The following is a 20553-nucleotide window of genomic DNA, read 5'->3' as shown; positions in this document are numbered from 1 at the left end:
TCGCGTAAGTCGTAGTGGGTCGGTGACCGCGGTCACCAGCGGTAGTGGGCGAACGCCTTGTTGGACTCCGCCATCTTGTGCGTGTCCTCGCGCTTCTTCACCGAGGCGCCGAGGCCGTTGCTCGCGTCCAGCAGCTCGTTCATCAGCCGCTCGGTCATGGTCTTCTCGCGGCGCTGCCGGGCGTACTGCACCAGCCAGCGCAGCGCCAGCGTGGTGCTGCGCGCCGGCCGCACCTCCACCGGGACCTGGTAGGTCGCACCACCGACGCGGCGGCTCTTGACCTCGATGGTCGGCTTGACGTTGTCGAGGGCGCGCTTGAGCGTGACGACAGGGTCGTTGCCGGTCTTCTCGCGGCACCCCTCCAGGGCGTCGTAGACGATGCGCTGCGCCAGCGAGCGCTTGCCGTCCAGGAGCACCTTGTTGATGAGCGCGGTGACCAGCGGCGAGTTGTACACCGGGTCGGCGATGAGCTGGCGCTTGCCAGCAGGGCCCTTGCGCGGCATCAGCTCTTCTCCTTCTTCGCGCCGTAGCGGCTGCGCGCCTGCTTGCGGTTCCGCACGCCCTGGGTGTCCAGCGAACCGCGGATGATCTTGTACCGAACGCCCGGGAGGTCCTTCACACGACCGCCGCGCACGAGCACGATGGAGTGCTCCTGCAGGTTGTGGCCGACCCCGGGGATGTAGGCGGTGACCTCGATCCCGCTGGTCAGCCGGACACGAGCGACCTTGCGAAGCGCGGAGTTCGGCTTCTTGGGCGTCGTGGTGTAGACGCGCGTGCAGACACCCCGGCGCTGCGGGCTGCCCTTCAGCGCGGGCGTCTTGTTCTTGGTCACCTTGTCCTGGCGGCCCTTGCGGACCAGCTGCTGGATCGTGGGCACCGCGTCTCCGTCTTCCTCGTACCGAGCCGGTATGTGTTCGTTCTGGGGTGGATTCCGCTCGCACGGAACCCGTCATCACCACCTCTGACGAGGCTGTGACCTGCCGGTTTCCCGACCTCTCCGACCCACGCGGTCGGGCGTGTCGCACTCTGCTTGGCCACACACGACCGCCCGGCCCCAGGGGGCCGAAACAAGCCGGGGAGTGTTTCGCGGCGCCGGCCCTGGCACCTGGGCCTTGCCGGTGCGCACGCGGATCGGCCCGCACACCGGCGGGCGCGAAGCAAGAGACTACCCAGCCCCGCGCCAAAGTGCAAAGCGAGTTCCGCACTATCGCGCCGGCCCCCTCCGGCGCAAGTACCGGCCCGCTGGAACCGGCCTGACGTGCACGGCCGCGCTCGTTATGAGTAACCGTCCGAGCGCGGGTGAAACGCCGGAATGCCGACGGATTTTTGTTGAGTGTTTGTTTTGTCCCCGACGCCCGGAATGGGCGCCCTATCGGGCGGCGCGGCGGCCGCGGCCGACCGCGCCGGCCTCCCGGCCGCGGCCGCTACATCACGAAGGCGACGATCACCACGATGAGGATCACCAGGGCGGCCACACCGCCGACGATGTAGAGCGTCTTACCGCCCTTGCCGCCCTTGTCGTCCGAACCGGCCGCGGCGCCGTAGCCGGGGTAGCCGCCCTGCTGCTGGCCGAACTGCCCCTGCTGCCCGTACTGGGCCGGGGCCTGCTGACCGTACTGGCCCTGCTGCCCCTGCTGCTGGCCGTAGACCTGCTGACCGTACTGCTGTTGCTGCTGCCCCTCGGGCTGCCCGTAGGGGTTCTGCTGCTGACCGCCGTACGGACTCTGCTGCTGGCCGTACGGGGCCTGCTGGCCGTACTGCTGCTGCTCGCCCTGCCCGTAGCCCTGCTGGCCGAACTGCCCCTGCTGGGCCTGGCCCTGCTGACCCGGCTGGCCCCACTGCTGCTGGCCGATGTCCATGCGCGTGGCGCCGTCGGTGCCGGCTCCGGCGGGGTTGCTGAACGCCTGCGTCGACCGCGCGTCCTCGCCGCCGGGCTGCTCGTGCTGCCCCTGGGCGGCGCCGTACGGCGCGGGCGGGTGCTCCTCACCCGAGGAGGCGGTGCCCGCCCCGGCCTCGGGAGGCGGCACCATCAGGGTGCGGGCGGAGTCGACGCCCTGCTTGTCGTCCTGGGGCGCCCACGGCTCGGGGGTGGCCGGGGGCGTCGGGGCCTGCCACGGCTCGCCCTGCGCCTCCGGCTGCTTGCGCTCGGGCCCCGTGGCCACGGGGATGTCGGTGCCGGGCGACCACGCGGTGGTGGCCTGGTCGCCGGCGACGGGCCGGGCCCTGTCGGCCTCGGGCGCACCGGCCCCCGGACCGGGGACGATCAGGGTGCGCTCGCCGCCCTCGCCGCCCTCGGCCTGCTGCTGCGGCTGCTGCTGGGCCTGCTGCTGTTGCTGGTGCTGCTGCACCTGCGGCGGCGGGGAGTAGAGGTCCTGCGCAGGGTTGTACGCCGGCTGCGGCTGGCCGTATTGGGGCTGCCCGTACTGCTGCTGCTCGGGCTGCTGCCCGAGGCCCTGCTGCTGGGTGTACGGCTGCTGCGGATACGGCTGCTGGCCGTAGGGAGGCTGCGGCGGCGCCTGAGGCGGAGTGAACCCACCCGGCCCCTGGGCCTGCTGCCCGTACGGCGCCTGCTGCTGACCGGGAGCCTGCTGCTGGCCCGGCGCGGGCTGCTGCTGGCCGTACGGCCCCTGCGGCGGCTCCTGCCCCTGCCCGAACTGCGACAGCGACTCGACCATGGTCGGCGGCGGAGGCGGGGGCGTGCCGCCCTGCTGCGGCTGCTGGGGCTGCGGCTGCTGCGCCGGGGGCTGCTGCCCCTGGTCCTGGGGCGCGGCGTGGCGGCCGCCTCCGGCGGCGCCGCCGAGCTGCGGTGCGCCGAACACCACGGTCCGGTCGCCCATCGGCCGCCCCGGCTGCTGCCCTGCGGACCGCCCGCCCGGCGCCTCGGGCGACTCCTCGTCGCCCGGCGACGGCGGCTGCGGTCCCTGCGTGCCGTCATGCTCGGTCATCGTGGGGGCTCCTTCAGTGCCGTCGTCCCGGACCTCTCCACGCCCGGACCTCTCCGCGCTCCCGGACGTGGCCGCTCGACCGCGCCCGGTCCTTTCTTGCCCCAGCCTGCCCCGATCGGCCGGTCTATCGCAAATCACCGGCACGCACCGTGGCGGCGGCATCGCGCACCGCCACCGGAGGCGGCGGCGGACGCGGGAAGACCGCCCCGCCGGAGCCCGGCGAGACGGCCTTCGCGACAACAGCACCGGAGCACCGCGCCGCGAGCAGACGGCGCCCCGGATTCCGGTCGCGCACCGGAGACTCACGATCCTATCCCCGCCCGCGCCCCACCGGCCTCCCCCGCCCACCGGCGCGCCCCGGAAAAGGCGGAGGCCGCCCCGATCCGCGATCGGGGCGGCCTCCGACGACCGTGCGGCCGTTACCGGTTGTACTGGCCGAAGTCGTACTCCTCCAGCGGGACGGCCTCGCCGGAGCCCTGGCCGAAGGCGTACTCGGCGCCGTCGTCGTAGGAGCCGACGGAGTACACCGCCGCCTTGGCCTCCTCGGTCGGCTCGACCCGGACGTTGCGGTACTGCGGCATGCCGGTACCGGCCGGGATGAGCTTACCGATGATGACGTTCTCCTTCAGGCCCAGCAGCGGGTCGCTCTTGGCGTGCATGGCCGCCTCGGTGAGGACCCGGGTGGTCTCCTGGAAGGAGGCCGCCGACAGCCACGACTCGGTGGCCAGCGAGGCCTTGGTGATGCCCATGAGGACGGGACGGCCCGCGGCGGGCGTGCCGCCCTCGGCGACCACGTTGCGGTTGGTCTCCTCGAACAGCGGACGCTCCACCAGGTCGCCGGGCAGCAACTCGGTGTCGCCCGACTCCAGGATGTTCACCCGCTTGAGCATCTGGCGGACGATCACCTCGATGTGCTTGTCGTGGATCGACACGCCCTGCGAGCGGTAGACGTTCTGGACCTCCTGCACCAGGTGCAGCTGCACGGCGCGCGGGCCGAGGATGCGCAGCACCTCGTGCGGGTTGACCACACCGGCGATCAGCTTCTGGCCGACCTCGACGTGCTCGCCCTCCTTGACCAGCAGGCGCGAACGCATCGGCACCGGGTAGGCGATCTCGTCGGAGCCGTCGTCGGGGACGATGACGACCTTGCGGGTCTTCTCCGTCTCGTCGATCTTGACGCGGCCGGCGACCTCGCTGATCGGGGCCACGCCCTTGGGGATGCGGGCCTCGAACAGCTCCTGCACACGCGGCAGACCGTGCGTGATGTCCGCACCGGCGACACCACCGGTGTGGAAGGTGCGCATGGTCAGCTGGGTGCCGGGCTCGCCGATGGACTGGGCGGCGATGATGCCGACCGCCTCGCCGACGTCCACCCGGTTGCCGGTGGCCAGGCTGCGGCCGTAGCAGGCGGCGCACACGCCGATCTTGGCCTCGCAGACCAGGGCGCTGCGGGTGCGCACCTCCTCCACGCCGGCCTCGATCAGCCGGGTCAGCACCGCGTCCGACAGGTCGGCGCCGGCCTGCACGATCACCGTGCCGTCGACCTCGACGTCCTCGGCGATGGTCCGGCCGATCAGGCTGGTCTCGGCGTTGGCCGGCTTGACCAGGTTGCCCGCGGCGTCCCGCTCGGCCACCCGGAACGGGATGGTGCGGTCGGTGCCGCAGTCCTCCTCGCGGACGATGACGTCCTGCGCCACGTCCACCAGACGCCGGGTCAGGTAACCCGAGTCGGCGGTGCGCAGCGCGGTGTCGGCCAGACCCTTGCGGGTGCCGTGGGTGGAGATGAAGAACTCCACCACCGACAGGCCCTCGCGGTAGGACGACTTGATCGGCCGCGGGATGGTCTCGCCCTTGGGGTTGGAGACCAGGCCGCGCATGCCGGCGATCTGGCGCAGCTGCAGCGGGTTGCCCCGGGCGCCCGACTGGATCATCATCCACACCGGGTTGGTCTTGGGGAACGCCGCCTCCATGTCGGCGGCCACGTCCGCGGTCGCCTTGTTCCAGATCTCGATGAGCTCCTGCCGGCGCTCGTCGTCGGTGATCAGGCCGCGGTTGAACTCCCGCTGCACCTTGTCGGCGCGCTTTTCGTAGGTGACCAGGATCTCCTGCTTGTTCGGCGGGACCACCACGTCCTCGATCGCGATGGTCGTGCCGGACCGGGTCGCCCAGTGGAAGCCGGTGCTCTTCAGCTCGTCCAGCGCCGCCGCCACCTCGACCTTGGGGTAGTTCTCGGCCAGCTGGTTGACGATCGCCGACAGCTGCTTCTTGCCGACCTCGTAGTTGACGAACGGGAAGTCGTTCGGCAGCGTCTCGTTGAACAGGCACCGGCCGAGCGTGGTCTCCAGCCGGTACGGGCGGCCCGGCTCGTAGCCCTCGGGCGCCTGCCAGCCGCGCGGCGGCGGGACGTCCTTCAGCCGCACCGAGATCTTCGCCTGCAGGTCCAGCTCGCCGCGGTCGTAGGCCATGATCGCCTCGGCGACCGAGGAGAACGCGCGGCCCTCGCCGAGCGCGCCCTCGGCGTCGGTGGTCAGCCAGTACAGCCCGATGACCATGTCCTGGGTGGGCATGGTGACCGGCTTGCCGTCCGACGGCTTGAGGATGTTGTTGGTGGACAGCATCAGGATCCGCGCCTCGGCCTGCGCCTCGGCCGACAGCGGCAGGTGCACCGCCATCTGGTCGCCGTCGAAGTCGGCGTTGAACGCGGTGCAGACCAGCGGGTGGATCTGGATGGCCTTGCCCTCCACCAGCTGCGGCTCGAACGCCTGGATGCCCAGGCGGTGCAGGGTGGGCGCGCGGTTGAGCAGCACCGGGTGCTCGGTGATGACCTCTTCCAGCACGTCCCACACCACCGGGCGGGCGCGCTCGACCATCCGCTTGGCGGACTTGATGTTCTGCGCGTGGTTCAGGTCGACCAGGCGCTTCATCACGAAGGGCTTGAACAGCTCCAGCGCCATCTGCTTGGGCAGGCCGCACTGGTGCAGCTTCAGCTGCGGGCCGACCACGATGACCGAACGGCCGGAGTAGTCGACGCGCTTGCCCAGCAGGTTCTGGCGGAACCGGCCCTGCTTGCCCTTGAGCATGTCCGACAGCGACTTGAGCGGACGGTTGCCCGGCCCGGTGACCGGGCGGCCGCGGCGGCCGTTGTCGAACAGCGCGTCGACGGCCTCCTGCAGCATCCGCTTCTCGTTGTTGACGATGATCTCGGGCGCGCCCAGGTCGAGCAGCCGCTTGAGCCGGTTGTTGCGGTTGATGACGCGCCGGTACAGGTCGTTCAGGTCGGACGTGGCGAACCGGCCGCCGTCCAGCTGGACCATCGGACGCAGGTCCGGCGGGATCACCGGGATGCAGTCCAGCACCATGCCCAGCGGGCTGTTGCGGGTGTTGAGGAACGCCGAGACGACCTTCAGCCGCTTGAGCGCGCGGGCCTTCTTCTGCCCCTTGCCGGTGCGGATGGTCTCGCGCAGCTTCTCGGCCTCGGCCTCCAGGTCGAAGTTCTGCAGCCGGGCCTGGATGGCCGCGGCGCCCATGCCGCCCTCGAAGTACTTGCCGAAGCGGTCGCGCATCTCGCGGTAGAGCAGCTCGTCGCCCTCCAGGTCCTGGACCTTGAGGTTCTTGAACCTCGTCCAGACCTCCTCCAGGCGGTCCAGCTCGCGCTGCGCCCGGTCGCGCAGCTGCTTCATCTCCCGCTCGGCGCTGTCGCGCAGCTTGCGCTTCTGGTCGGCCTTGGCGCCGGCCTCCTCCAGCTCCGCCAGGTCGGCCTCCAGCTTCTGCTGGCGGGCCTCGATCTGGGCGTCGCGGGCCTGCTCGATCTGCTGGCGCTCCACCGAAATGTGCGCCTCCAGCGTGGGCAGGTCGCGCTCGCGGCGCTCGGTGTCCACGCTGGTGATCATGTACGCGGCGAAGTAGATGATCTTCTCGAGGTCCTTGGGGGCCAGGTCCAGCAGGTAGCCCAGCCGCGACGGGACGCCCTTGAAGTACCAGATGTGGGTGACCGGAGCGGCCAGCTCGATGTGGCCCATCCGCTCGCGCCGCACCTTGGCGCGGGTCACCTCGACGCCGCAGCGCTCACAGATGATGCCCTTGAACCGGACGCGCTTGTACTTGCCGCAGTAGCACTCCCAGTCCCGGGTCGGGCCGAAGATCTTCTCGCAGAAGAGCCCGTCCTTCTCCGGCTTGAGGGTCCGGTAGTTGATCGTCTCCGGCTTCTTCACCTCGCCGTGGGACCACTGGCGGATGTCGTCGGCGGTCGCCAGACCGATGCGAAGCTCGTCGAAGAAGTTGACGTCAAGCAACAGTTTTCCCCTTGAGTTGATCAGACCTCTTCGACACTGCTCGGCTCACGCCGGGACAGGTCGATGCCGAGCTCCTCCGCGGCGCGGAAGACGTCCTCGTCGGTGTCGCGCATCTCGATGGACATGCCGTCGCTGGACAGCACCTCGACGTTGAGGCAGAGCGACTGCATCTCCTTGATGAGCACCTTGAAGGACTCGGGAATGCCGGGCTCGGGGATGTTCTCGCCCTTGACGATGGCCTCGTAGACCTTGACCCGGCCGAGGACGTCGTCGGACTTGATGGTCAGCAGCTCCTGCAGGGCGTAGGCGGCGCCGTACGCCTCCAGCGCCCAGACCTCCATCTCCCCGAAGCGCTGGCCGCCGAACTGCGCCTTACCGCCCAGCGGCTGCTGCGTGATCATGGAGTAGGGGCCGGTCGACCGCGCGTGGATCTTGTCGTCGACCAGGTGGAGCAGCTTGAGGATGTAGATGTAGCCGACCGAGATCGGGTCCTTGTACGGCTCGCCGGTGCGGCCGTCGAACAGCCGCGCCTTGCCGCCCGGACCGACCAGGCGCATGCCGTCCCGGTTGGGCAGGGTGCTCTCGATCAGCCCGGTGACGTCGTCCTCGCGGGCGCCGTCGAACACCGGCGTGGCGGTCTTGGTCCACGGCGGCGCCTCCGCGGCGCCCAGCGCCCGCAGCGTCCGCTTCCACTCGGCGTCGTCGCCCTCGATCTTCCACCCCTGGCTGGCGACCCAGCCGAGGTGGGTCTCCAGCACCTGGCCGACGTTCATCCGGCCGGGCACGCCCAGCGGGTTGAGGATGATGTCGACCGGGGTGCCGTCCTCCAGGAACGGCATGTCCTCGACCGGCAGCACCTTGGAGATGACGCCCTTGTTGCCGTGCCGGCCGGCCAGCTTGTCCCCGTCGGTGATCTTGCGCTTCTGCGCGACGTACACCCGGACCAGCTCGTTGACGCCCGGGGGCAGCTCGTCGCCCTCGTCGCGGGAGAACACCCGGACGCCGATGACCTTGCCCTGCTCGCCGTGCGGCACCTTCAGCGAGGTGTCGCGGACCTCGCGGGCCTTCTCGCCGAAGATGGCGCGCAGCAGCCGCTCCTCGGGGGTCAGCTCGGTCTCACCCTTCGGGGTGACCTTGCCGACCAGGATGTCGCCGGGGACGACGTCGGCGCCGATGCGGATGATGCCGCGCTCGTCGAGGTCGGCCAGCACCTCCTCGGAGACGTTCGGGATGTCCCGGGTGATCTCCTCGGGGCCCAGCTTGGTGTCGCGGGCGTCGACCTCGTGCTCCTCGATGTGGATCGAGCTGAGCACGTCGTCCTGCACCAGGCGCTGGGACAGGATGATCGCGTCCTCGTAGTTGTGCCCCTCCCAGGGCATGAACGCCACCAGCAGGTTCTTGCCGAGCGCCATCTCGCCGTTGTCGGTGCACGGACCGTCGGCGATGACCTGCCCGGCCTCGACCCGCTGCCCCTCGTCGACGATGGGCTTCTGGTTGAAGCAGGTGCCCTGGTTGGACCGCTTGAACTTGGCGACCCGGTAGGTGGTGCGGGTGCCGTCGTCGTTCATGACGGTGACGTAGTCGGCGGAGACCTCCTCGACCACGCCGGCCTTCTCGGCCAGGATCACGTCGCCGGCGTCGGTCGCGGCGCGGTACTCCATGCCGGTGCCGACCAGCGGCGCCTCGCTGCGCAGCAGCGGCACCGCCTGGCGCTGCATGTTGGAGCCCATCAGCGCCCGGTTGGCGTCGTCGTGCTCCAGGAACGGGATCATGGCGGTGGCCACGGAGGTCATCTGCCGCGCCGACACGTCGATGTACTGGACCTCGCCCGGCGGCACCAGCTCGACCTCGCCGCCCTTCTTGCGGACCAGGACGCGGTCCTCGGCGAAGTGGCCGTCCTCGGTCATCGGCGAGTTGGCCTGCGCGATGACGTAGCGGTCCTCTTCGTCGGCGGTCAGGTAGTCGATGTCGTCGGTGACCCGGCCGTCGACCACCCGGCGGTACGGGGTCTCGACGAAGCCGAACGGGTTGACCCGGCCGAAGGCGGCCAGCGAGCCGATCAGGCCGATGTTCGGGCCTTCCGGCGTCTCGATCGGGCACATGCGGCCGTAGTGCGACGGGTGGACGTCGCGGACCTCCATGCCCGCGCGCTCACGGGACAGACCGCCCGGCCCCAGGGCGTTCAGGCGCCGCTTGTGGGTCAGCCCGGCCAGCGGGTTGGTCTGGTCCATGAACTGCGACAGCTGGCTGGTGCCGAAGAACTCCTTGATGGAGGCGACGACCGGCCGGATGTTGATCAGCGTCTGCGGCGTGATCGCCTCGACGTCCTGGGTGGTCATCCGCTCGCGGACGACCCGCTCCATGCGGGCCAGGCCCAGCCGGACCTGGTTCTGGATCAGCTCGCCGACGGTGCGCAGGCGGCGGTTGCCGAAGTGGTCGATGTCGTCGACCTCGATCGGCACCGGCACCACGCCGACGGTGGCCTCCTCCTCGCCGGCGTGCAGCCGGACGAGGTACTCGATGGTGGCCACGATGTCGTCCTCGGTCAGGGTCCCGGTGTTCATGTCCAGGTCCAGACCGAGCTTCTTGTTGACCTTGTAGCGGCCGACCTTGGCCAGGTCGTAGCGCTTGGGGTTGAAGTACAGGTTCTCCAGCAGGGTCTGCGCCGACTCCTTGGTCGGCGGCTCGCCCGGCCGCAGCTTGCGGTAGATGTCCAGCAGCGCGTCGTCCTGGCCGGAGGTGTGGTCCTTCTCCAGGGTGACGTTGATCGACTCGTAGCCGCCGAACCGCTCGCGGATGCGGGCCTCGTCCCAGCCCAGCGCCTTGAGCAGCACGGTCACCGGCTGCTTGCGCTTGCGGTCGATGCGCACGCCCACGTTGTCGCGCTTGTCGATCTCGAACTCCAGCCAGGCGCCGCGGCTGGGGATGACCTTGCACCCGTAGATGTCCTTGTCGGACGCCTTGTCCAGGGCGCGGTCGAAGTACACGCCGGGCGAGCGGACCAGCTGGGAGACCACCACCCGCTCGGTGCCGTTGATGATGAAGGTGCCCTTGGGGGTCATGAGCGGGAAGTCGCCCATGAACACCGTCTGGCTCTTGATCTCACCGGTGGTGTTGTTGATGAACTCCGCCGTGACGAACATCGGGGCGGAGTAGGTCATGTCCTTGTCCTTGCACTCCTCGACGGAGTACTTGGGCGGCTCGAAGCGGTGGTCCCGGAACGACAGCGACATGGTCCCGGAGAAGTCCTCGATGGGACTGATCTCCTCGAAGATCTCCTCAAGGCCCGACTGCGTCGGGACACTCTTACTACCGGCCTTCTGGGCCGCCTCGACCCGGGCCTTCCACCTCTCGTTGCCCAGCAGCCAGTCAAACGAGTTGGTCTGCAGCGCGAGGAGGTCCGGGACTTCGAGCGGCTCCTTGATGCGCGCGAAGGAGACGCGGTGCGGACCGGTTGCGGTATTCGAGGCGTTGCGCGAGGCTGCCAAGAGTGGTCCTTCCGAGGGCTCGCGGCGTAACAGATGACGCGCACGCCAGACGATCCAGGTACCGGACACCCCAACGAACCGCCCGCAAGCGGGACATGACGGGGATGTTCAGCACATGGATAGTCAGAGGGCAGCGCAAAGGGGCAGTGTAGCCGACCACTACACCGCATGCAAGTCTAGCGCCGCTGTATGCATCACAACTGCCATGGAGCATCGCTCCTCAGCGGCCCCGAGTCAAGAGCGGACTTGGACTTTTCGGGCTCTGACCTGCAGTGAGGAAGGCCATAGTTTAGGATTCGGCCCCCTACCCGCCGGTAGCCCGGGCGCGTCCGCACCCCTGCGGGTCCCGATCGGCGATCCAGGAAACCACCGAGCCCGGCCAAGAGCAAACTCGCGCCCCGGCGGAGGCGGGCGGCAGGGGCATGCCGGGCCCGCGGCCGGACGACGCGTCCGGCCGCGGGCGGGTCCGGGATCAGAGCATCTGCAGCTCGGAGACCAGCCAGCGGTCGCCGACCTTGCGCATCACCAGGCGCATCGAGAACTGGCTCGGCGTGCGCTGGCCGCTGCTCTCCTTGGCGGTCTGCTGGTTGAGGAACACCAGCGCGACGGCCCGATCGCCGTCGACGCTCTCCACGGCCGTCTTGACCGCGGTGCCCTCCACCACCGCCTGCTGCTGGGTGGCCGACGTCCGCACCGACCCGGTCAGCCGCTGGAACTCGGCCTTGAACGCGCCGGTGGTCTGCTCGGTGGCCCGCTTCAGGTCGGCGTCGATCGTGCGGTAGTCGTACGACGACAGGTCCTCGGCGGCCCGGGACGCGGCGAACTTCACCTGGTCGGCGGCCGCCTTCTGGTCGCCGGCCCGGTTCACGGCCGGCACCAGCCACGCCAGCCCCGCCACCAGCGCCACGTTGACGGCGATCAGCACGTATCCGGGCACACCGGCGGACGCCACCGCCCGGAAGAACCGCCGCGCCCGTCCGGGGGCGCGCTCGCCGTCGCCCTCCTCGTCGCCGTCGGCCGCGTCGTCCCCGGCCCGCTCGGCGCCGTCCGGCTCGGCGACGGTCTCGGTCTCGGCCGTCTTCGTCTCGGTCGCGGTCTTGGTGAGGGCGGGCTTGCCGTCGTCCCCGGATCCCTCGTCCCCGGATTCCCGCCCGCCGGCCGCCGCGTCGCCGGCCTCGGCCGCGTCGGCATCCCGCGGCCCGCTCTTGTGCGTTTCCCCGGCGCTGTCGGCGTCCTCAGCGCCCTCGGAGGCGTCGCCGCCGCCTTCGGAGCCGCCCTCGGTCGCGGACGCCTCAGCGGGCTTTTCCGGCTCTTCGGACGTCTCGGAGCCGTCCTCGGCCTCCGGGGCCTTCCTGCCCTCGGCCTTGGAGCCGGAGTCGGGCTCGGGCTTGGCGCCGGACTCGGACCCGGTCTCGGTCCCGCCCTCGGCCGCCGCCTGCTCGGCCTCCGCCTCGGCCGCCTCGCGGGCCGCGCGCTCGGCCGCCTCGGCGGCCTCACGGGCCTTGCGCGCGGCCGCCTCGGCGCGCTGCCGCGCCTTCTCCGCCTTCTTGGCCTTCTCGGCGGCGTCGCGCTTCCTGCGTCCGAGCATCGTCATGGGACAATCCCGAAGTTCGAGACGAGCCAGCGCCCGTCGGTACGGGTCAGATCCATCGAGTAGCGGTAGTACCGGGGCGCGCCCTGCGGCACCTTCGGGCTGGTGGTGGTCGAGGTGATCGCCACGATGACCTCGGCGGAGTCGCCGTCCATCGACACCACGCCGGCCCGCACCTGCTGCACCTGGGACATCGACTGGTTCTTGGTGGCGACGTCGGCGACGGTCTTGGCCTGGGTGGCCCACTGGTTGCGGATGTCGCCGGTCAGCCCCGCCAGCACCCGGTCGATGCCCTTCTGGATGTCGCGGTAGTCGAGGCTGGACAGGTTGACGGCGGTCTGCCGGGCGGCCTGGGCGGCGGCCGCGCGCTGCTTCTCCTCCTCCTGCGCCCGCCAGTACCGGTAGCCGAACACCCCCGCCGCCACGGCCAGCGCCACGGCCAGCACGCCGAGCACGGACAGGGTGGTCCGGCGGCCGCGCGACGCCTCGGCGTCGATCGCGTCGGTCGCGCCGTACCTCATCGCGTCGCCTCCTTCGCAGGCTTCGGCCCGGCCTCGGTGGTCGGTGCGGGCCCGTGGTCGGTCCGGCCGTTCAGTTCAGCCCCAGGGGGCCCAGCAGGAGCATCTTCCAGCCCGCCTCGCCGAGCAGGCGCGCCTGGTCGCCCGTCCAGCCCATGCCGTAACGCTTGCCGTCGGGCCCGTAGACCCATCCGGTCGATGGATCGTACCCGGCCAGTTCCACCCGGGTGGAGCCCAGCGGAACGGTCACGGCGCTCTGCGTCTGGACGCCGGCGTCGCCGCCCGCGGCGGCCTGCTTGGTCTCCCCGGTCTGCTCGTCCTCGGACTTCTTCCGGGTCTCGTCCTCGCCGGACGCCTTGGCCCCGTCCGAGCCGCCGGAGCCGCCGTCCGCGCCGCCGGGCGGGAACCCGGCGCCGTCGGTGGCGCCCGCGGGGACCTTCGGGTACGGGCGGATGCCGTCCTTGGGGAAGTTGCGGCTGCCGCGGACGGCCTTGTCGGAGTTCGCGGGCTCCTTGCACCCGGCCGTCAGCGGCGGCTCCTTGGACTCGGTGAACTGCGGCCAGCGCCGCTGCGTCACCTCGTAGCCCTTGGTGCAGGGCGCGGGGGCGTTGATGTTGAGCGCCAGGCCGAGGTGCTGGGTGCCGTCGCCCGGGGTCACGGTGAACGCCCCGGCCACCGCGATCGGGTAGAGGATGAACAGCGACCGCAGCCCGTCCTGGCGGGACGCGATGACCTGCCCGGTGCTGGTCATGTTGGCCAGCAGCACCGGCAGGGTCGGCGCCAGGTCGTCGATCGTCGCGTCGAGCCGGCCGACCGTGGACGGGGCCGCGTCGATGGCGGAGCGCAGGGCCGGGTCGTCGCGGCGCAGCTGGGTGGTGAGCCGGTCGAGGTCGCGGGCGAAGGCGCGGATGTCGGCGCCCTGGGAGCGCTGGGTGTTCAGCACGGTGCGGCTGTTGTCCAGCAGCTCCTTGGTCGCCGGGAAGGACTTGTCGGCGGTCTTCAGCAGCCGGTCGGTGTCGTCCAGGATCCGCTGCAGGTCGGCGGCCGAGCCGGAGAACGCCTTGTCCAGCTCGTCGACGATCGTGCGCAGGTTCTCCGGCTTGAGGTTGTTGCGCTCGATCAGCGTGTTGACGTTGCGCAGCAGCTCGGCGGTGGACACCGGCAGCCGGGTGTTCTGCCGGGGGATCGTGTACGGCTTGCCGTCGACGTATTCGTGCAGGTAGGGGCGGCCGCCGCGGGCGGGCTGCAGGTCGATGTACTGCTCGCCGACCGCGGACCGGTTGGCCACCACGGCGATCAGCCCGGCGCGCGGGATGGCGCGGCCGCGCTCCAGGTCCAGCCGGACGCGGATGCCGTCGCGGGTGAGCTGGATCGGGCCGACCCGGCCGACCGCCACGCCCCGGTAGGTCACCTCGGCGCCGGTGAACACGCCGCCGGAGTCGGTGAGGTCGACGTAGGCGGTGTACTGCCGGTTGAACACCTGGCGGCCCAGCCCGATGTAGTCGACCGTCACCACGTACACGCCGATCACGGTGATGACCGCGAAGACCAGCAGCTGGATCTTGACGCCGGTTTTGAGGATCACGACAGGCCCCCCGTCATCAGGGTCTCCAGATCGCGCTGGTGCGGGGCCATGGCCCCCGGCCGGCTCTGCCCGCCGCCGTTCCGGCCGTTCTGGCCGTTCTGGCCGCTGTTCCCAAAGGACGGCAGCCCGGGCAGCCCGCCGCCGGTGCCGGCGGTGCCGCCGGACGTCTGCGGCAGCACGCCGAGCGGCGTCTGCGGCAGGGTCACGTTCGGGACGGTGAGCATGTCGCGCATCTGGCGGCCGCTGTCGGCCAGCTTCTCCAGCTCGGTGCCGCCGAACAGGTTCTTGGCGATGCTCTCGAAGTCCAGGTCGAGGGTCAGCCGGACGTTGCCGTAGTCGCCGCGGATGACGTTGCTGAAGGTGGGCGGGAACGGGAACGTCATCAGGGTCTCCAGCGACTTGGGCAGGTTCTCGCCCGCCTTGTTGAGGTTGCGCAGGATCGTGTCGATGTCGCGGAGGTTGGCCACCATGTCGGCGTGCGACCTGTTCAGCACATCGGTGGTGGTGCGGCTGAGCTTGTCGAGGCTGACCAGCATCTTCGTCAGGTCGGCGCGGTTGCGGCGCAGGATCTCGATGGCCGGACCGGTGCGGTCGGCGGTGTCGGTGATGGTGCGCCGTTCGGCCGACAGCTTGGCCGACAGCCGGTCGATGCTGTCCAGCGCCCGGGTGATCGCGGTGCGGTTGCGGTCCAGGGTGCCGACGAAGGTGTTGACGCGGTTCAGCACCGACCGGATCTGCGGCTCGCGGCCGCTCATCGCCGCGTTCAGCTCGTGGGTGATCGTGGAGATCTGCTCCAGGCCGCCGTTGTTGAGCAGCATCGACATCGCCGACAGCACCGTCTCGACCTCGGTGCCCTGCCGGGTGCGCGACAGCGGGATCACATCGCCGGTGCCGAGCTCGCCGCGCGGCGTCTCGTTCGCGGGGTTGGCCAGCGCCACGTACTTCTCGCCCAGCAGGCTGGTCTGGTTGATCGAGGCGACGGCGTTGTCGGCCAGCTTCACGTCCCGGCGGAGCTTGACGGTGACGACCGCGTGCCAGCCGCCGGGGCCGCCCGCCAGGTCCACCTTCTCGACCTTGCCGACCGACACGTCGTTGACCTTCACCACCGACTGCGGCACCAGATCCAGCACATTGGCGAACTCGATCTTGACGGTGCGGGGGGCGGCGCCCAGGTCGGGGCCGCCCGGCAGCGGGAGCGAGTCCACGCCGCGGAACGAGCAGCCCGACAGCGCCGCCGCGGCGGCCAGCGCTACGGCGCCCAGCCTGCGGACGGGCGCGGCGCCCGTCCGGCGGCCCGCCCGGGGCGCGTGCTCGTCGGTCCGGCGCCTGCTCATCGGCCACCTCCTGGCAGCAGGGCCGTGAAGTCCCTGCGCGTGCTCGCGGTCTTGGCCTTGTTCGTCCTGGCGTTCGTCTCGGCGTTCGTCTTGGCGTTCGTCTTGGCCGACGAGCTCGACGAGCTCTTGGCCGAGCCCGAGCCGGCGTTCGGGCCGTAGGCGTCCGGCGGGATCGGCTCGGGGTCGTAGTGCGTGGTCAGCGCCGTGATCCAGGACAGGTCCAGGCTCAGTCCGCTGAGCGCCTTGCCGATGCCGTTGTAGGGGGTGACGAAGTCCAGGCACTGCTTGGCGGGGGTGCCGACCGAGTAGGCCAGCGAGCACAGCCAGTCGGCCAGGTTGTCGAACTGCAGGAAGTTCACCCGGTTGTGGATGGTGCCGCTGATCGGGTCGTAGGCGCGGCCCAGGTTGTTGATGGCCAGCGGCGCCGTCTGCAGCAGTTCGGCCAGGGCGTCCTTCTCCTTGACCAGCACGCCGGTGATCTGCGCGAGCTGCCGCACGTTGTCCGACAGCTGCTCGCGGTTGTCCTTGACGAACCGCTGGACGTTGCGCAGCGTCGGCCCGAGCGTGTTGAGCGCCGCGCTCAGCTCCTCGCGCTCGGCCGCCAGCTGCGCCGACACCCCGCTCAGATGCTGGGTGAACTGCCTGACCTGCGCGTCGTTGTCCTTGAGCGCGCGGGTGATGATCCGCAGGTTCTCGATGGTCTTGGCCACGTCCTCGCGGTCCTCGCTGAGCGTGCTCAGCAGCTCGGAGGTGTCGGAGATCGTCTGCCGGATGTCCTCGCCCTGGCCCTCCAGGGTGTCCGCGCCGACCTGCAGCAGCCGCGTCAGGGCGCCCTGCGAGTTGGCGCCCTGCGGGCCGAGCGCCTTGGACAGCTCGTTCAGGCTGGAGCCGACCTGGTCGACCTCGACGGGCACCTGTGTGCGGTTGACCGCCAGCGTCGCCCCGTCGGCCATCACCGCACCGCCCTTGTAGACGGGGGTGAGCTGCACGTACCGGTCGGACACCAGCGTCTGGTTGACGATGACGGCCTGGGCGTCGGCGGGCACCTTGTACTTGGCGTCGTAGCGCATCTTCACCCGCACCGAGCCGCCGACCGGGGTGACGTCGGTGACCTCCCCGACGGGAATGCCGAGGATCCGCACGTCGGCGCCGGGGTACAGGCCGACCGTCCGGGTGAAGTACGCGGTCAGGTGCTTCTGCTCGGGCTCTCGCAACACCGACACGAGCACGGCCGCCAGCACGGCGACGACGAGGACGACGCCGCCGACGCGGAGGATGGTTCCTTTGTTACGCACGGATGCCTGCCTGGTGCTCGCTCACGGGAGGAACGGCAACACGCTGTTGCCCTGGCCGTTGCCTGACTGTCCTGACCGGCCCCCCTGCCGCGTGCCGGTGCCGCTCTGGGTGCCGGCGCCGTTCTGCGTCTGCGGGTTCTGGATCGACGCCGGGATCGGCAGCAGGTTCTGCAGGTAGGCGTCGAACCAGCGGCCGCTGCCCGTGACGTCGGCGAACTGCCGGGCGAACGGCGCGTACAGCTTGATGATGCGGTCCAGGTTGTCCTGGTTGCGCAGCAGGATCTTGTTGACCCGCTCCAGGTTGTCCAGCATCGGCCTCAGCTGCGCCTCGTTCTCCTTGATCAGCGCGTTCACCTGCTGGGTCAGCGCGACCGTGTTGACCAGCAGCTGGTGGATCACCGCGCGGCGGGCCCGCACCTCCTGCAGGATCTTGTCGCCGTCCTGCAGCAGCTTGACGAAGTCCTGGTTGCGGTCGGCCAGCAGCTGCGAGACGTCCTTGGCGCGGTCGGCCAGCTCGTGCAGCTCGTCGTCGCGGGACGCGACCGTGTGCGACAGCCGCCGCAGCCCCTGCAGCGCCGCCCGGATCTCGTCCGGGGAGTTCTGGAAGGTGTCCGACAGCACGTCGAACGACTTGGCCAGCTGCTGGGTGTCGATCTTGTCGACCCGCTCGCTCAGCTCGCTGACCGCCGGGACGACCTCGAACGGGGTGCTGGTGCGCTCGCGCGGGATGTGCTTGAGCCGTCCGGTGCCGTCCGGCTTCAGCTCCAGGTAGTGCGAGCCGAGCAGGGTCTTGATCTTGATGGCGGCCTGGGTCTTCCAGCCCAGCCGCACCTGGTCGTCCACCCGGAAGGTGACCTTGACGTGGTCGCCGGCCAGCTCCAGCCCGGTGACCTTGCCGACCTTGACCCCCGCGATGCGCACCTCCTCGTCGGCCCGCAGCCCGGCGGCCTCGGCGAAGTCCGCGGTGTACGTGCGCTGCCCGTTGACCAGCGGCAGGCTCTCCAGGTTCAGCGCCACCAGCAGCGCGGCGGCGATGACCGCGAACGCGGTGAGGCCGATGGGGACCGGGTTGCGCTCCCGGAACGGGATCCTCATCTACTTGCACCTCGCGTTCTCGTTCACGATCGCCGGGGTCTGGTAGACCGGTCCGCCCGGCAGCCGCACCCGCGCGTCGAGGCCGCAGAGGTACATGTTGAACCACGACCCGTACGAGGAGATGTTGACCAGCCCCGCCATCCGGTCCGGGGTCCGCTCGAGCGCGTTCTCCAGGTCCTTCTCGTTGGCGTTGAGGGTCGCGGTGAGCCGGCGCAGGCCCGCGATGTCGTCGCGCACGTCGGGGCGCACGTCCTTGAGCAGCGCCGCGGTGGTGGAGCTCAGCCCGTTCAGCGCCGACACCGAGTCGAAGATCGCGTCCCGGTCCGCCGCGACCCCGCTGACCAGGCCGCGCAGGTCGGTGATCAGCTTGTTGATCTCGGTGTGCCGGGAGTCGATCGCGCCCAGCACGTTGTTCAGATTGGTGATCACGTTGCCGATCACCCGGTCCCGGTCGGCGAGCGTGTCGGTCAGCGACGCCAGGTGCGCCAGCAGGCTGTTGACGGTGCCGGACTCACCCTGCAGGACCTGGACGATCTCCATGGCCAGCTTGTTGACGTCCTGCGGCTCCAATGCACGAAACAGCGGGCGGAACCCGTTGAACAGCGCGGTGAGGTCGAGGGCCTCCTCGGTCTTGGCGTCGGGGATCACCGCGCCCGGCCGCAGGTAGCCGTTGACCCGGCCCGGCTGCTCCTGGCTCAGCGACAGGTACCGCTGCCCCATCAGGTTGCGGTAGCGCAGCTGCACCCCGGTCGACTCCGGCAGCCCGGCGCGCAGCACCCCGTCGCGCTGCACGCTGAAGGTGACGAGCGCCTTCATCTTCCCGCCGTCGGAGCGGTCGGAGTACAGCTTGACGTCGTCGACCTGGCCGACCCGCACCCCGGCGATCCGCACGTCGTCGTTCTCCAGCAGCCCGGTCGCGTCGGAGAACACGGCCTTGTAGGTGCGGGTGTCGGCGAACCGCACGTTGGCGATCGTCATCGCCAGCACGCCGGTCGCCAGAGAGGTGAGGGCGATGAAGATGCCCAGCTTGATCGCGGCACTGGTCGTCTTGCCCACGGCGCTCACCTGACCTCCACCACCGCTCCGTCCAGCAGCGGGCCGAACAGCAGCTGGGCCGCGTCGGGGACCTGGTCGGACGGGGTCCGGGTGAGCGGGCCCACCATGGCCTTGACCTTCTCCTTGTCGCTCATCCGGGTGCCGGGATCGACCAGCACGCCCGAGGCGGCCCGGCCGCGGGAGCCGGCCTGCCCGCTGCTCTGGGCGTCCTTCCACCACAGGTCGTCCTGCGTGCCGTCCAGCGCCAGGTAGTCGGGGAAGGGCACCTTGGGGTTGGGCAGGCCGTAGCAGCGCGGCCCGCGGTAGTCCTTCACCTCGGGCAGGTCCAACGGGTGCTTGTAGCCCGGCCGCGGCTTGACGATCTCGATGGTGAGGTTGAACGTCGGGGTGCGGCCGCCGCCCGCCTCCTCGGCGCGCGGCTTGAGCTTCATGATCCCCTCGGTGACGCAGGGCAGCTCGGGCGAGTACCGGGCGACCAGCGCCAGCCCGTCCCGGTTGGCGATGTTGAAGCCGATGATCTTGGGGCCGTTGTTGCGCATGAACCGGTCGCCCTTGTCGGCCAGCCCGGTGATCTGCGGGATGAGGTCCTCGATCGTGGCGCGCTTCTGCGTGACCGTGTCGCTGGTGACGTTGAGGTTGCGCAGCGTCCGCAGCAGGTCCGGGGCGGCCTGGTCGTAGACGTCGGCGGTGTCGGCCAGCGCCTTGAGGTCGTAGACCAGCGTGTCCAGCTCCGGGTTGATCTTCTTCAGCAGCGCGTCGGCCTGCTCCAGGTTGCGGCCGATCTGGTCGCCGCGCCCCTGCAGCGCGGTGGCCAGGGCGTTCAGCGTGGCGTTCAGCTTGGCCGGCGGCACCGCCTCCAGCAGCGGCAGCAGGTTGTCCAGCACCTGGTCGATCTCCACCGCGGCCTGCGAGCGGTCCTGCCGGATCACCTGGCCGGCGCGCAGCCCGACCGGTCCGGGCTGCGCCGGGACCTGCAGATCGACGTACTTCTCGCCGAACAGCGTCTTGGGCAGCAGCCGGGCCTGCACGTTGCGCGGGATCAGCTCGGCCTTGTCCCGGTTGATGGCCAGGTCGAGGATCGCGCCGTCGGGCGTCGCCCGGGTGCCGCGCACCTCCCCCACGATCAGCCCGCGCACCTTGACGTCGGAGCGGGGCAGCAGCTGCAGTCCGGCCCGCTCGGTGGCCACCTGCACCCGGACCACGGGGGTGAACGCCTTGTTGTACAGCGCCACGACCAGCGCCAGCAGCAGCGCGAGCACCAGCAGCATGGACAGCCCGAGCAGCCGGTGGCGGATCCGCTGCGACATGCCGCCGAACGGACGCGACGGGCTCTGCGGAAGCGACGTCATCCCCG

The 20553-nt window shown here is 70.5% G+C and carries 13 protein-coding genes; all 13 read right to left on the bottom strand.

All coding sequences use genetic code 11. From position 1 onward, the window contains the following. Positions 1-32 precede the first annotated feature (32 nt). Positions 33-503, bottom strand: a complete 471-nt coding sequence (rpsG, locus tag ABD879_RS13045) for a 30S ribosomal protein S7 (protein WP_285494283.1) — start codon at positions 501-503, stop codon at positions 33-35. Continuing rightward, a complete protein-coding gene (gene rpsL / locus ABD879_RS13040) occupies positions 503-877 on the bottom strand; it encodes a 30S ribosomal protein S12 (RefSeq protein ID WP_019632621.1) in 375 nt (124 codons plus the stop codon). The genes rpsG and rpsL overlap by 1 nt, the downstream gene beginning before the upstream one ends. Positions 878-1424: 547 nt before the next feature. Beyond that, complete coding sequence (locus tag ABD879_RS13035; RefSeq protein WP_345021004.1) at positions 1425-2945, bottom strand: hypothetical protein; 1521 nt, start codon at positions 2943-2945, stop codon at positions 1425-1427. 419 nt (positions 2946-3364) lie between these two features. Next, positions 3365-7237 carry a DNA-directed RNA polymerase subunit beta' gene (locus ABD879_RS13030; RefSeq protein WP_345021002.1) on the bottom strand — a complete coding sequence of 1291 codons (3873 nt, stop codon included), beginning with the start codon at positions 7235-7237 and terminating at the stop codon, positions 3365-3367. A 20-nt stretch (positions 7238-7257) separates the two neighbouring features. Further along, positions 7258-10725, bottom strand: coding sequence for a DNA-directed RNA polymerase subunit beta (gene rpoB / locus ABD879_RS13025; RefSeq protein WP_345021000.1), 3468 nt, complete (start codon positions 10723-10725; stop codon positions 7258-7260). Positions 10726-11197: 472 nt separating this feature from the next. Next, the gene (locus tag ABD879_RS13020) at positions 11198-12319 is read right to left on the bottom strand and encodes a hypothetical protein (RefSeq protein WP_345020998.1); all 1122 of its coding nucleotides are present in this window, start codon (positions 12317-12319) and stop codon (positions 11198-11200) included. Next, on the bottom strand, positions 12316-12837 hold the full coding sequence (locus ABD879_RS13015) for a hypothetical protein (RefSeq protein WP_345020996.1): 522 nt from the start codon (positions 12835-12837) through the stop codon (positions 12316-12318). The genes ABD879_RS13020 and ABD879_RS13015 overlap by 4 nt, the downstream gene beginning before the upstream one ends. A gap of 70 nt (positions 12838-12907) precedes the next feature. Beyond that, positions 12908-14419 (bottom strand): MCE family protein, encoded by a 1512-nt coding sequence (locus ABD879_RS13010; RefSeq protein WP_345020994.1) that lies wholly within the window; start codon positions 14417-14419, stop codon positions 12908-12910. Next, positions 14416-15753 (bottom strand): MCE family protein, encoded by a 1338-nt coding sequence (locus ABD879_RS13005; RefSeq protein WP_345020992.1) that lies wholly within the window; start codon positions 15751-15753, stop codon positions 14416-14418. Before ABD879_RS13005 ends, ABD879_RS13010 begins: the two co-directional genes overlap by 4 nt. After that, positions 15750-17048 carry an MCE family protein gene (locus tag ABD879_RS13000; RefSeq protein ID WP_345020990.1) on the bottom strand — a complete coding sequence of 433 codons (1299 nt, stop codon included), beginning with the start codon at positions 17046-17048 and terminating at the stop codon, positions 15750-15752. The genes ABD879_RS13005 and ABD879_RS13000 overlap by 4 nt, the downstream gene beginning before the upstream one ends. Positions 17049-17069: 21 nt before the next feature. Then, entirely contained in the window at positions 17070-18143 is a 1074-nt protein-coding gene (locus tag ABD879_RS12995) for an MCE family protein (protein WP_345020988.1), read from the bottom strand. Continuing rightward, a complete protein-coding gene (locus ABD879_RS12990) occupies positions 18144-19208 on the bottom strand; it encodes an MCE family protein (protein WP_345020986.1) in 1065 nt (354 codons plus the stop codon). Beyond that, positions 19205-20548 carry an MCE family protein gene (locus ABD879_RS12985; protein WP_345020984.1) on the bottom strand — a complete coding sequence of 448 codons (1344 nt, stop codon included), beginning with the start codon at positions 20546-20548 and terminating at the stop codon, positions 19205-19207. Before ABD879_RS12985 ends, ABD879_RS12990 begins: the two co-directional genes overlap by 4 nt. Positions 20549-20553 lie beyond the last annotated feature (5 nt).

It is taken from the genome of Actinomadura keratinilytica, from assembly GCF_039539665.1.
Classification (GTDB): Bacteria; Actinomycetota; Actinomycetes; order Streptosporangiales; family Streptosporangiaceae; genus Spirillospora; species Spirillospora keratinilytica.
Note: the sequence above shows the minus strand (reverse complement) of the source record. Positions and strands in the feature narration are given on the sequence as shown.